At 71.2% G+C, this 12,775-nt stretch carries 13 protein-coding genes; 4 read left to right on the forward strand and 9 right to left on the reverse strand.

What is annotated here, in order from left to right; genetic code table 11:
- Positions 1–20: 20 nt before the first annotated feature.
- From ACUKCB_RS06930 to ACUKCB_RS06945, 4 genes are all read right to left on the reverse strand, one after another.
- The gene (locus ACUKCB_RS06930; RefSeq protein ID WP_473039657.1) at positions 21–1,166 is read right to left on the reverse strand and encodes an RNA polymerase sigma factor; all 1,146 of its coding nucleotides are present in this window, start codon (positions 1,164–1,166) and stop codon (positions 21–23) included.
- Between the two features lie 6 nt (positions 1,167–1,172).
- The gene (locus ACUKCB_RS06935; RefSeq protein WP_473039658.1) at positions 1,173–1,580 is read right to left on the reverse strand and encodes a YciI family protein; all 408 of its coding nucleotides are present in this window, start codon (positions 1,578–1,580) and stop codon (positions 1,173–1,175) included.
- 117 nt (positions 1,581–1,697) lie between these two features.
- Entirely contained in the window at positions 1,698–2,477 is a 780-nt protein-coding gene (locus ACUKCB_RS06940) for a cytochrome d ubiquinol oxidase subunit II (protein WP_473039659.1), read from the reverse strand.
- On the reverse strand, positions 2,474–3,658 hold the full coding sequence (locus ACUKCB_RS06945) for a cytochrome ubiquinol oxidase subunit I (RefSeq protein WP_473039660.1): 1,185 nt from the start codon (positions 3,656–3,658) through the stop codon (positions 2,474–2,476). The genes ACUKCB_RS06940 and ACUKCB_RS06945 overlap by 4 nt, the downstream gene beginning before the upstream one ends.
- 176 nt (positions 3,659–3,834) lie before the next feature.
- Here ACUKCB_RS06945 and ACUKCB_RS06950 point away from each other — a divergent pair, with 176 nt between their 5' ends.
- Complete coding sequence (locus tag ACUKCB_RS06950; protein WP_473039661.1) at positions 3,835–5,049, forward strand: sensor histidine kinase; 1,215 nt, start codon at positions 3,835–3,837, stop codon at positions 5,047–5,049.
- On the forward strand, positions 5,046–5,711 hold the full coding sequence (locus ACUKCB_RS06955) for a response regulator (RefSeq protein WP_473039662.1): 666 nt from the start codon (positions 5,046–5,048) through the stop codon (positions 5,709–5,711). The genes ACUKCB_RS06950 and ACUKCB_RS06955 overlap by 4 nt, the downstream gene beginning before the upstream one ends.
- A 57-nt stretch (positions 5,712–5,768) precedes the next feature.
- On the opposite strand, the gene ACUKCB_RS06960 is transcribed toward ACUKCB_RS06955, so the two are convergent.
- A complete protein-coding gene (locus ACUKCB_RS06960) occupies positions 5,769–7,145 on the reverse strand; it encodes an FAD-binding oxidoreductase (protein ID WP_473039663.1) in 1,377 nt (458 codons plus the stop codon).
- A 263-nt stretch (positions 7,146–7,408) separates the two neighbouring features.
- Here ACUKCB_RS06960 and ACUKCB_RS06965 point away from each other — a divergent pair, with 263 nt between their 5' ends.
- Positions 7,409–8,152, forward strand: a complete 744-nt coding sequence (locus tag ACUKCB_RS06965; RefSeq protein WP_473039664.1) for an SDR family oxidoreductase — start codon at positions 7,409–7,411, stop codon at positions 8,150–8,152.
- A gap of 13 nt (positions 8,153–8,165) precedes the next feature.
- Here the strand turns inward: ACUKCB_RS06965 and ACUKCB_RS06970 are convergent, their stop codons facing one another.
- From ACUKCB_RS06970 to ACUKCB_RS06985, 4 genes are all read right to left on the reverse strand, one after another.
- Positions 8,166–9,047: an ABC transporter permease gene (locus tag ACUKCB_RS06970; RefSeq protein WP_473039665.1), complete on the reverse strand. Its 882-nt coding sequence runs from the start codon at positions 9,045–9,047 to the stop codon at positions 8,166–8,168.
- Positions 9,044–10,039, reverse strand: coding sequence for an ATP-binding cassette domain-containing protein (locus tag ACUKCB_RS06975; RefSeq protein ID WP_473039666.1), 996 nt, complete (start codon positions 10,037–10,039; stop codon positions 9,044–9,046). Before ACUKCB_RS06975 ends, ACUKCB_RS06970 begins: the two co-directional genes overlap by 4 nt.
- Positions 10,036–10,860, reverse strand: a complete 825-nt coding sequence (locus tag ACUKCB_RS06980) for an alpha/beta hydrolase (protein WP_473039667.1) — start codon at positions 10,858–10,860, stop codon at positions 10,036–10,038. Before ACUKCB_RS06980 ends, ACUKCB_RS06975 begins: the two co-directional genes overlap by 4 nt.
- Before the next feature lie 364 nt (positions 10,861–11,224).
- Entirely contained in the window at positions 11,225–11,692 is a 468-nt protein-coding gene (locus ACUKCB_RS06985) for a hypothetical protein (protein WP_473039668.1), read from the reverse strand.
- Between the two features lie 235 nt (positions 11,693–11,927).
- Here ACUKCB_RS06985 and ACUKCB_RS06990 point away from each other — a divergent pair, with 235 nt between their 5' ends.
- Entirely contained in the window at positions 11,928–12,752 is an 825-nt protein-coding gene (locus ACUKCB_RS06990) for a nucleotidyltransferase domain-containing protein (RefSeq protein ID WP_473039669.1), read from the forward strand.
- Positions 12,753–12,775: the final 23 nt, after the last annotated feature.

The following is a 12,775-nucleotide window of genomic DNA, read 5'->3' on the forward strand; positions in this document are numbered from 1 at the left end:
GCTGCCCTTCGGGCGGAGGCTCAACCACGCAACCGCGCGTTGAGCCGGGCCGCCTGCCGCGTGAGGTGGTCGCGTTCGGGGAGGCTGGGCGCCGCCCGGGCGGCCCGGGCGTAGAATCGCGCCGCGGTGACCGGGTCACCTTCACGTTCGTGCAGGTACGCCGCAGCCGCGGTGTGCCGGGGCACGCCGGGGTCCACTTCGGCCAGAGCGGCCAGCCCGGCCCTCGGGCCGTCTGCCTCCCCGACCGCGACAGCCCGGTTCAGACGCACCACCGGGCTGTCGGTGAGCCGCACCAGTTCGTCGTACCACTCGACGATCTGCACCCAGTCGGTCTCCTCGGCCGTGCGGGCGTCGGCGTGCAGGGCGGCGACGGCGGCCTGGGCCTGGAACTCGCCCAGACGGTCCCGGGCCAGGGCCGTCTGGAGCACGTCGACCCCCTCGGCGATCAGGCGGGTGTCCCACAGGCCGCGGTCCTGCTCGGCCAGGGGCACCAGCCTGCCGTCGGGTCCGGTGCGCGCCGAGCGTCGCGCGTGGTGCAGCAGCATGAGCGCGAGCAGGCCCGCGACCTCCTCGTGGTCGATACCGGCCGCCAGTCGGCGGGTGAGCCGGATCGCCTCGCCGGCAAGGTCGACGTCACCGGAGTAGCCCTCGTTGAAGACCAGGTAGAGCACCCGCAACACGGTGGCGATGTCGCCGGGCCGGTCGAACCGGACACCGGAGACGGTCCGTTTGGCCCGGCTGATGCGCTGGGCCATGGTCGCCTCCGGCACGAGGTAGGCCCGTGCGATCTGACGTGTGTTCAGGCCGCCGACCGCGCGCAGCGTGAGCGCGACGGCCGAGGCCGGTGTCAGGGACGGGTGCGCGCACAGGAAATACAACTGGAGGGTATCGTCCACCGCCCGGACCGGCCCGGGCACGGGTTCGACCTCGACCCGGACCTCGCGCCGACGTCGGGAGCTCTCGGCACGAGTTGTGTCGAGGAACCGACGCCAGGCCACGGTGACCAGCCAGCCCTCGGGGTGGCGCGGCGGGTCCCGAGGCCACACGCGCACGGCCTCGACCAGGGCGTCCTGGACGGCGTCCTCGGCCGCCGCGAAGTCGGCTCCGCGACGGACGAGAACACCGATCACGCTGGGGACCAGGGCTCGCAGCAGAGCTTCGTCCACCGTGTCTCACTCCGTGATGGTCGGCGGTGCGGCAAGGAACGGGCGCACCTCGAGCCATTCGTGAATCGGCCTGCCACCCGCCCCAGGGGCCGCGGACAGCTCCCCGGCCAGCTCCAGCGCCCGCTCATGGGTCTCGACGTCGATCACCATCCAGCCGGCGATCAGGTCCTTGGTCTCCGCGAACGGGCCGTCGGTGACCGGCGGCCGCCCCTCGCCGTCGTAGCGGACGAACGTGCCCTCCGGGGAAAGCGCCTGGCTGTCGACGAACTCGCCGGTGCCCTCGAGCCGGTCGGCGAAGTCCTGCATGTACTGCACGTGGGCCGAGACCTCCTCCGGTGTCCACTGGTCCATCGGTACGTCGTTGGCCGCCTTCGGCGCGCCCCGGTAGTGCTTGAGCAGCAGGTACTTGGCCATCATGTCCTCCTTGGTGCGGCACGACCCATTGTGGCCGTGTTCACTGGGGAGACGGAGCCGCGCCCGGATTCTCGACATCCCACCGGAACGTCTTCCAGCGAACTCCGAACAAAGCGCTCAGAAAAAGGACCGGGCCCGCACCGGCACCCCACCAGGGCCGGTCAACAGGCGCCACCCCCACCACTGCGCCACCACCCCCACCCCCAGAGCGGGGAGCACGAACACCGCCAGCACCGCCAGCGTGCCCGACCCCACCGTGTCCTGCAGCAGGTGTGCCGAACCCGCCGCCAACGCGACCACCACCGGCACCGACACCGCCGTCCCGCTCACCCACGGCCGCAGCCACCACCCCGCACCCGAAGCCTCCACCAGGGCCACCGCGCGCGGCACACCCCACCGCCGCGCGGCCACACACACCCCGTGCACGCCGAACAGCCCCGCCAGCAACAGCGCCAAACCCGCACCCGCCCACCCCACCAGGCTTCCGGTAGCCAGGGAGCCCAGCCCCAACCCCCACGCCGCAGCCGTGCCCGCACCACCCGCGCACACCATCCACTCACAACAGCTCCGCCACCGCGCCGAGGCACCACGCGCCCGGAACCACACCCCGGCATCGCGCACCACCCACGCCAACAGCAACAACACCACCCACGGATACAGGCCGGACAACAGCTCGCCCTCCACCCGCGGATAGAGACCGAACAGCAGCCCCACCGCCGCCACCAACCACACCTCGGTCAACAACACCATCGGCCCCAGAGCCGAGACCACCCGGCCCCGCTCGGCTCCGTCACGCCCCAGCACCGGCAGCGCCAGAGCCACCCCCACAGCCGCCCCCTCCAGAGCGAAACAGCCCACCACCAAAAACCCGAAGACCCCCAGCCACAGCTCGTTCACGCCCCCGCACCCCTTTGCTGCTCCCACACCTCAGGCCCTCCGGGCGGCGCCCCCAGCACCACCCGGTCCGGCCCCCGGGCGGCCACCCGGCAGATCAGCACCGCATCGGTCACCGCCAACGCCCCCAACACCACGGTGAACAGCACCAACGACACCAGCACCGCACCCGCCGGCACCCCGGGCGAGATCCCCTCGGCCACCGTCAGATGCCCGTACACCAACCAGGGCTGACGCCCCACCTCGCGCACCACCCACCCCAGCGCCGAAGCCACGAACGGCAACGGCACCAACACCGGCAGAACCCCCAGCAACCGGTGCGCCCGCGCCAACCGGTCCCGCCACGACATCGGCACCAGCACCAGCAGGGTGAACAGCCCCAGCGCATCCCCCATCAGCATCATCGAATCGAACACCGGGGTCAGTGCCCCCTCGAACTTGCCCGGACGGGTGGCCTCCACCGGCGCCGCCGCCAGATGCCCGCTCACGAAAACCAACACCGAGGCACCGCCCGCGACCGCCACGCCCCAGCGCAGGTTCAACGTGAAGAACTCCCGCGCGCTCCCCCGCCGCAGGTGGTGGGCGCTCACCCCGATCACCACCCAGGCCGCGCTCAACAACGCCGCCCCCACCACGTGCGGCAACGCCGTCACCAGGTGCGGGTTGGTCACCAGCACACCGAGGTCGTCCAACACCAGGCGCCCGTCGACCACCCGGGAACCCACGGGGTTCTGCAGGTAGGAATTGGCCGCCAGGATCCAGAACGCCGAGGTGTAGGCGGTCACCACCACCAACCAGACCAACGCCAGGTGCACGCCGCGCGGCAGCAGCCCCCACCCGAAGATCCACAATCCCAGGAACGTGGACTCCAGGAAGAACGCGGTCATCGTCTCGATCGCCAACGGCGCACCGAAAACGTCCCCTGCGAAATGGGAGAGTCCGCTCCAGTTCATCCCGAACTGGAACTCCAGCACCAGCCCGGTCATGATCCCCAGGGCGTAGTTGACCAGGTACACCTGCCCCCAGAACCGGGCCATCAACTCGAAACGCTCCCGCCCCGTGACCACGAACCAGGTCTGCGCCAGCGCCACCAACGGAACAAGCCCGAGCGTGAGCGCCACGAACAGGAAGTGCAGGTTCGTCGTCACCGCGAACTGCCACCGGGCCAGAACAAGGACATCCACCGTCGGCCTCCCCTCACCTCCCCCAGCACAGCGCGCGGGCGCCCCCGCACACCAGCGCCCCACGAGGGGGCCACCCCCGACGAAGGTCGGGGCCCGCCCGCCGACCGCCCCGACCTTCGTCGTGAACCACCCCGCACACCCTCCTGAGCCCGGGCGCCGCGCCCTAGGCTGACCCCATGCGACTCGGCCTGCCACCACCCGACCGGCACACCCTGCCGGACCTGGCCGCCGTCGGAACCAGCGCCCTGATGGGGGTGGCCCTGGCCCGCACCGTCGAACCGGCCTCCCCCGTCCCCGCGGGCGCGGTACTGGCCCTGTGCCTGCTCCTCGCCGCCACCCTGCTGTGGCGGCGCACCGCACCCCTGACCGTCCTGTGGGCTGCGACCGTCGCCGGGGTGCTGGCCATCGCCACCGCCCTGACCATCGGCCCTCTGTTCGGCGCCGAAACCGCCCTTGCCCTGGCCTGGTTCCCGCCCACCGCGCCCTTCGCCGCCTACACCGCGGCCCTGCGTACCCCCACCAACCGCACCCTGTGGCTCTCCCTGGTCGCACTGGCCCTGGTGAGCCTGCTGGCCGCCGACCCCACCGGCATCAGCGGCACCGGGGTGCGCACCTTCCTGTTCGTGGACCTGGCCGCGACCCTCGCCCTGTACCTGGCCACCCACCGACGCCTGATCGAGGCCCTACGCGAGCGGGCCCGACGCGCCGAGCACGAACGACACTTGCTCGCCGACCGGGCCCGGGCCACGGAACGCGCCCGCCTGGCCGCCGAGATGCACGACATCGTCACCCACCGGGTCAGCCTCATCGTCCTCCAGGCCGGGGCGCTACGCGTGAGCGCCCCCGACGAGACCGTCCGCGCCGCCGCCGAGGAACTGCGCTCCACCGGCCACCGCGCCCTGGGCGAACTACGCGACCTGACCGGTGTGCTCTCCCAGGGGCACGACCCCGTCCCCCTCACCGACCCCGACCCGCACCACCTGGTCCAGGCCACCCGGAGCACCGGCACCACCGTGGACCTGCACACCCGGGGAGACCCCGCGCTCGCCTCCCCCCTGGTCGCCGCGACCCTGCACCGGGTGATCCAGGAAGCCCTCACCAACGTGCACAAACACGCCCCAGGCGCCCGGGTGGAGGTTCGACTGCGCTACGGCCCCGCCGCGGTTCGGGTTCACATCACCAACACCGCCCCCACACGCGCCCCCGACCCCGAGCTCGTCTCCTCCGGCTCCGGGCGCGGCCTGAACGGTTTGCGCCGACGGGTCGAACTCCTCGGCGGCCTGCTGTCCGCCGCCCCCACCCGCCGGGAAGGATTCGAGGTCCGGGCCGAACTCCCCACCCACGTCCCCCTCACCCCCAGCGCCGACCCCACCGAAAGGACCCGCCCGTGACCGGCGACCCCAGCCCACCGTTGCGCGTCCTGGTCGTGGACGACGACCCCCTCGTCTGCGCCCACCTGCGCACCATCCTGGGCGTGGACCCCGACATCACCGTCGTCGGCCAGGCACACGACGGCCGGACCGCCCTCGAGGCGGTCCGCCGCCACGACCCCCACCTGGTCCTGATGGACCTGCGCATGCCCGTACGCGACGGCATCAGCGCCACCGAGGACATCACTGCCCTGGCCGCACCCCCGGTCGTGGTCGCCCTGACCACCTTCGACGCCGACGAGTACGTGCTGCGTGCCCTGCACGCGGGCGCCGCCGGGTTCCTCCTCAAGTCCACCCCGCCCGAGGAACTGGCCTCCCTGGTCCGGGTCGCCGCCGGGGGCCATACCGTGATGTCCCCCGAAGCCACCCGCCGGCTGCTCACCAGCGCCCGCACCGACCGGAACGCCCGCCTGGACCGCGCCACCCTGGTGGACGCCCTCACCGAGCGCGAAACCGAGGTCCTGACCTGCCTGGGCGCCGGACTGACCAACGCCCAGATCGCCGGGCGGCTCTTCCTGGCCGAAACCACCGTCAAGGGCCACGTCTCCCGCCTTCTGGACAAACTCGGCTGCGACAACCGCACCCAGGCCGGACTGCTGGCCCACGAGGCGGACCTGCGCTGAGGACCCCGGGCAGGGACGGCACGCCCCCGAGGACCCGCCGGCCGATCGATCGCCCGGCTAGGCGAAGACCTTGCCCGGGTTGAAGATGCCCCGGGGGTCCAGCGCTCCCTTGACCGCCCGGTGCATCGCCAGCACGGACGGGCCGAGTTCGTCAGCGGCACCGCGCATCTTCAACAGACCCACCCCGTGCTCTCCGGTGACCGTCCCGCCCAGGGCCAGTGCCTCGTCCACGATCACCTCGAAGGCCTGCTTGGCACGCTCCCGAGCAGCATCGTCACCGGCCGGAACGATGAACAGCGGATGCAGGTTTCCGTCACCGGCGTGCGCGATGTTTCCGATCCGGGTCCGGAACCGCTCCCCGACCGCCTCGATCGCCTCCAACATGTGCGGCACCTTCGCCTTGGGCACACACACGTCCTCGGTCAGCAACGGCCCCAACCGCTCCAGCGCCGGGTAGGCCAGACGACGCGCCTGGAAGAGCGCCTCAGCCTCCTCCTCGTCGGTGGAACGCACCGCGTAGACCGCCTTCTCCCGCTCGAAGCACTCCAGGATCCGGTCGGCCTCCGCCTGACCCGACTCCCCGGGCAGGTCACTGCGGGCCAGCAACAGCACCTCACCCTCCGCGGACAGCCCCATGTTCTTCCACTCGTCCACGGCCCGCAGGCAGAACCGGTCGATGAGCTCCATGGCCGAGGGCACGATGCCCGCCGCCGACACCGCGGCCACCGCACGGCCGGCATCGGTCAGGGAGTCGAAGTAACCCACCACGGTGTGCTCCACCCCGGTGCGCAACGGCACCAGCCGCAACGTCACCTCGGTGACCAACCCCAGCGTTCCCTCGGAACCGACCATGAGCCCGGCCAGGTCGTACCCGGTCACCCCCTTGGCGGTGGTCCGGCCCAACCGCACCACCTCACCGGAGCCCACCACCGCCTCCATGCCCAACACGTAGTCCCGGGTCACCCCGTACTTGACACAGCACAGCCCGCCCGCGTTGGTGGCCACGTTGCCGCCGATGGTCGACCACGGCGCCGACGCCGGGTCCGGCGGATACCACAGCCCGTCCCGGGCCACCCGCTCACGCAGGTCGCCGTTGACCACACCCGGCTGCACGGTGACGGTCTGCTGGACGGTGTCGACCTCCAGCACCCGGTTCATCCGCTCGAAGGAGACCACCACCCAGCCCCGGCCCGCGTTGGCCGCACCCGACAGGCCGGTCCCGGCACCGCGCCCCACCAGGGCGACACCGAGGTCGGCACAGACCCGCACCACCCGGGCCACGTCGGCGGTGTCCCGGGGGCGCACCACCGCGGCGGGTCCGCCGTAGGGCGCCCACTCGGCCTCGTCATGGGAGTAACCCTCCATCACCGCGGGATCGGTGACCACCTGTTCCGCCCCGATCGCGGACAGCAGCTCCTCAACGATCCCCGGCATGGGAACACCCCTCATCACTGTGACTCAGCGCTCACTGCGCCAACGCTGTCCAGCACTCTAACCGGGACGGCCCATCCCACAAGGGACACAGCAAGGAACACAGGCCGGATCCGCTCCCGGGGGCAGGCAGGAAACCAGAGACGGATGCCCGGGGCCCGAACTCCCCCCACGACGACCAGCACCGAAACCACGTCAAATACCCGGAAACCTCCCCCCTGCGGTGTTAGCGTGAATCCCTGAGCAACGGACTCGGAGGTGGGGACTTGAGCACGATCCTGGTCACCGGCGCCACCGGCACCCTGGGCACACCCGTGGTGGAACAACTACGCCAGACCGACCACGAGATCCACACCCTGAGCCGCCACCCCGGCTCCCTGGAAACCACCGCCCACGCCGTGGACCTGCGCACCGGACACGGACTCGACCAGGCCCTGAACGGCGTCGACACCGTCGTGCACTGCGCCACCAGCCCCACCGGCGGCGACCTCCGCGCCGCCACCCACCTCATCCGCTCCGCCCGCGCCGCCGGAGTCAGCCACCTCGTCCACGTCTCCATCGTCGGATGCGACCAGATCCCCCTGGGCTACTACCGCACCAAACACACCGTCGAGGAGGCCCTCCTGGCCTCCGGCCTGGGCGTCACCGTCCTACGCGCCACCCAGTTCCACCAACTGGTCCGGAGCATCTGCGCCCGCGCGGCCCGCCTGCCCGCCATGCCCTACCCCGACATCGACGTCCAACCCGTCGACGCCGCCGAGGTCGCCCTGCGCCTGGTCCGGCTGGCCCAGGAGGAACCCGCCGGACGCGTCCCCGACCTGGGCGGGCCCCACGTGGAGTCCTTCCACGACCTGGCCCGCGCCTACCTGGACGCCACCCACACCCAACGCCGCCTGTGGCCGCTACGCCTGCCCGGCCGGATCTTCGCCGGCTACCGCTCCGGCGCCCACCTGGCCCCCGACCGGGCCGTGGGCCGCACCACCTTCGCCCAGTTCCTCGCCCGGGACTGAACCCGCAGCGCACTCAACGACTCAACCGCCGGTAACGCCGCACCGCCAACGGCACGAACACCGCCATCAGCACCAGCGGCCACACCACCGCCATCAACAGCGCGTTCTGCGCCACCCACGACTCACCCACCACCGTGGTGTTACCGAACAGCTCACGACAGGCCAGCACCGTGGCCGACAACGGATTCCACTCGGCCACCGGCGCCAACCAACCCGGGATCACCTCGGTGGGCACGAACGTCTCCGCCACCATCGCCAACGGGAACACCAGCGAGAAGAACTTCATCGCCGCCTCGGGACTGCGCACCAACAGCCCCAGGTAGATCCCGATCCAGGTGAAGGCCAACCGCAACAGCAGCAACAAACCCAGCCCCGCCAACGCCGCCCAGGGGCCGTGGTGCCACTGCCACCCGATCAGCAACCCCATCCCCACCAGGACCAGCAGATCCACCACCGCCGAAACCACATCGGCCATACTGCGCCCCACCAGCAACGCCGACGGCGCCATGGGCAAGGTGCGGAAACGGTCCACCACACCACGACCCACGTCCGTGACCACCGCGATCGTCGTGTTGCCGATCCCGAACGCCATCGTCAACGCGAACAGCCCCGGCATCAGGAAGTCGCGGTAGTCCTCACCGCCCACCCCCATGGCCGCGCCCATCGCCTCACCGAAGACGAACCCGAACAACAGCACCGCCAGCACCGGGATCATCAGGGTGCCGACCACCTCGTCAGGCTTGTACACCAGGTGCGCCAGGTACCGGCGCGCCACCACCGCCGAGTCGGCCACCGCCCACCCCGCCCGGGCCGCCCACACTCGCGGCCCCCGGGGCCCACCCCCGGGGGCGTCCTCGCCCTGATCCCCGTCCGGGCCGCCCAGCACTCGCGTCATGACCGATCCCCCTCCGCGCTCTGGTCCCCGGCCACCGGTTCCCGCGTGCTCTGATGCCCGGTCAGACTCAGGAAAACGTCGTCCAGCGTCGGGCGGCGCAACGCGATGTCCTCCACGTCCAGACCCGCCTCGTCCAGGGCCCGCACCACCTTGACCAGCGCCCCACCCCGGCCCCCGACGGAGGCGCACACACTCAACGCGTCCTGGTCGACCACGGGCGGCGACCCCGCCATCCGGCCCATCACCTCCGCGGCCACCGGCAACTCGTCCGCCTGCGAGACCACGACCTCGACCCGGCCGCCACCCACCCGCGACTTCAACTCCTGCGGGCTCCCCTCGGCGATCACCCGCCCCGCGTCGACCACCGAAACCCGGTCGGCCAACCGGTCGGCCTCCTCCAGGTACTGGGTGGTCAACAGCACCGTCGTGCCCGCCTCCACCAACTCACGCACGGCTCGCCACACCTCGGCGCGACTACGCGGATCCAAACCCGTCGTGGGCTCGTCCAGAAACAGCACCCGGGGATCCAGCACCAACCCCGCGGCCAGGTCCAACCGGCGCCGCATCCCACCCGAATAGGTGCGCACCGACCGGTCGGCGGCCTCCACCAGGTCGAAACGCTCCAACAACTCCGCGGCCCGCTCCCTGGACCGACGCCTGCCCAGGTGGTAGAGCCGACCGAACATCTCCAGGTTGCGCCGCCCGCTGAGAATCTCGTCCACCGCCGCGTACTGGCCCACGAACCCGATCCGGGAACGCACCAACCCGGCCTGCGTGGCCACGTCGGCGCCGGCCACCCGGGCCCGCCCCCCGTCGAACCCCAACAGGGTCGCGAGCACCCGGACCGAGGTGGTCTTGCCCGCACCGTTGGGCCCCAACAAACCGTGCACCGTCCCAGGGGCCACGGCCAGATCCACACCATCCAGCGCGACCCTGCCGCCCGGATAGAGCTTGCGCACCCCCTCGGCCAGGATCACCGGTTCGCCGTTCACGAGACCACCGTCTCCCTCGCCCGCACGTCCCACGACCGCCGCGGAGCGGGCACACGCACCGGGGTCACCTCGGCGTGGCGCCCCACCGCGATCCGCGCGATGTTGTGTACCGACTCACTGCCCTGCTGGTAGTACGAACAGTGCCCCGGGATGTCACCGGTCTCGAAGAGCCGCGCCCCGTACCCCCGCCGCACCGGCGAGGGGCCGTGCCCGATCTCGCCCACATGCCCCCGGGGAAAGAACCGGATCCAGTCATTGGGCCCCAGCGCCGCCCACAGGTTCCCCTCGAACCCCAACTCGGCACGCTCACGCACCCCCATCCCGGGACTGCCCAGCGCCACGCAGTCACTGACCCGCCCCTGTTCCAGGGCCAGACCGCACACCACCGTCCCGTAGCTGTGCCCCACCAACGTCACCCGCGCCGTACTGGGCAGGAACTCGGTCAACCGCACCAGGTCCCGGTACCCCTCCAGGGCCGGGCGGCGTGAGAACGCCTCCCGGAAACCGCGCGGGGTCCGGTAGCCCACCCACACCACCACCGCCACGCGCTCCCCCGGAGCCACCAGGCGCATCGTGTCCAACAGCGTCTGCGCGTTGACCCGTGGCCGGGTGAGCCTCTTCTGGTTGAAGTAGTTGCCCAGGTAGTTGTCGTTGCCCGGAACCAGCACCGCGATGTGGTCCGCGGTGGCCGCATCCCCCAACTCCTCCACGATCCGACCGTCCTCGGTCTCGTCACAGGCCAGCAGACGAACGCCGTGCCCCACCCTGCGCTCGTAACGCAAGGGACCGGTAACCGGAACAGCGGTTGGGGCCGCGATCATGACTCTCCCCGAAGATCCGTACAACAGGCTCTCTGACCTGTTCCACGCTAGATCTACGGAGATGACCGGCACGATGACGCAGACACCCTCTTACAGGTCCAGTCCCGCCCACCAAGAACAGTGGTGCCAGCACTACCGGAAATCCCGGCCGGCGCCCTGAACGGCCCAAACCCGATCGCCGCTGGGAGTATCACCTCCATGACACCGTTCCTTAACAGTGTGCGGGAGTGCCCTGTGGTGCTCTCCCGGTCCTGCGCGCGTCCCGAACGGTGTTGGACGCGCTGGTCCCCCGCGTTCTCTCTCCCTTGGTTCGGGGCGGTTGCGGGCCAGGCTCTTGCCGCCCCACACCCGACCGACCTCAAAGTCAGCACGCACAGCGGCAAGGCGGCCCTGGAGGACACACAGGCGCCGGGCTTTGGCGTGCCACTCCTGCTCTACTGCGATAGCCACCCGGTACCTTCTTGGTGCCCTTGGCACCGACCGGCAACGACAACCGGTGCGAGAGGGTTCCGACCCCAGCGTCCAGGGAACGCAGGTGCGCGACCTGGCTGCGGCGGGCCGGCGCCCACTGCTCATGGGTGGCCCTGGTGATCGACCCCGCCCACCGCGCCGACTTCGGCGTCAGCGCCCGTTTGCGCGCCGACCAGGTGCGACTGTCGTGGTCCACACCGTCAGCGGACCAGGCCTTGAGGTCCCTGGCCGCCAGCGAACCCAGATGGGCGCCGACCAGCCGCAACACCTCCTGGTCCCCGACGGTGAGGTGTGTGAGGCGGGTGCGCACCGCCACACCGGCCGGGCCCGGGGCCAGATAGGGCGCCACGATCGGCCGCAAACCCTGCTGGCTGGTCTGTGCCGCCCGCCTCTCACCCCCGCCCCCTGACCGTGACCCGTTCATGTGTTCGAGAACGACGCTAGCCATATCCGCAGGCACGTGTCCCAGAAACCGGAAAACTCCTGTGACCGAGTAGGGCGTGGACCGGTCGGATCCGCCACCAGCGCCCTTCACCAGCGGAGCGGTTCAACGTGTGCACCCGTGTACATTAGTGTGCGCTCATGTGACCTCACACATGAACAGACGAGAACCCCCGCCCCGGCCCCGGGGACTGCGCCCCGACGGCACCATCGCCCGTGAGGGCTCGGTGGACCAGATCCCCGCGGCCTTCGCGCCAGCGGTCACCGCACTGCTCGCCCGTATCCCCGAGATCTTCGGCCCCCGCCTGCACAGCGCCTACCTCTACGGCAGCATCCCCCGCGGCACCGCCCTCCCCGGCAGATCGGACCTGGACGCTTTGGTGGCGCTGCACACCAACCCCGACGAGACCGAACACGCACGGACCCGAGCCCTGGAGAACGAACTCGACTCAACATTCGACCAGGTCAACGGGGTCGGCATCCTCCTGGGAGGGGCCGACTTCCTCACCAGCGCACCCGAACGCCACGACTCCGGGTTCTTCCTCGCCTGCCTGTGCACCCCGGTGCTCGGCCCCGACCTGGCCGAACATCTACCCCGGTACCGGCCCACCCCGCTGCTGGCCCGCCAGACCAACGGTGACCTGCACCAGGTCCTGCCGCGCTGGCGCGCCGGCATCGCCCGGGCCGCCGGCCGGGCCGAGCACCTCAGCCTGAGCCGGAGGATCTCCCGCCGTCTGGTCCGCACCGGTCTCACCCTGGTCATGCCATCCTGGGGCGGCTGGACCAGCGACCTGGACCTGGCCGCGGACATCTTCGGCCACTACTATCCCGGCCGCCGCGACCAGATGCGCGCCGCCGCCGGTGCCGCACACCGTCCCCGCGCCGACCCCGGACACCTGCACGGACTCGTCGAGGACCTGGCCCCCTGGCTGGCCGCCGAGTACGCCGCCACCCACGGCCGCAAGACATCCGACCCCTGAACAGCAGGCACTGCCCGGAACAG

The organism is Nocardiopsis moroccensis, assembly GCF_055763695.1.

What these genes read in the sequence shown, in the direction of transcription:
- ACUKCB_RS06935 (WP_473039658.1), bottom strand. Translation starts at nt 1,580, where the DNA reads ATGGCCAAGTACCTGCTGCTCAAGCACTACCGGGGCGCGCCGAAGGCG.
- ACUKCB_RS06950 (WP_473039661.1), top strand. Translation starts at nt 3,835, where the DNA reads ATGCGACTCGGCCTGCCACCACCCGACCGGCACACCCTGCCGGACCTG.
- ACUKCB_RS06960 (WP_473039663.1), bottom strand. Translation starts at nt 7,145, where the DNA reads ATGCCGGGGATCGTTGAGGAGCTGCTGTCCGCGATCGGGGCGGAACAG.
- ACUKCB_RS06970 (WP_473039665.1), bottom strand. Translation starts at nt 9,047, where the DNA reads ATGACGCGAGTGCTGGGCGGCCCGGACGGGGATCAGGGCGAGGACGCC.
- ACUKCB_RS06980 (WP_473039667.1), bottom strand. Translation starts at nt 10,860, where the DNA reads ATGATCGCGGCCCCAACCGCTGTTCCGGTTACCGGTCCCTTGCGTTAC.
- ACUKCB_RS06990 (WP_473039669.1), top strand. Translation starts at nt 11,928, where the DNA reads ATGAACAGACGAGAACCCCCGCCCCGGCCCCGGGGACTGCGCCCCGAC.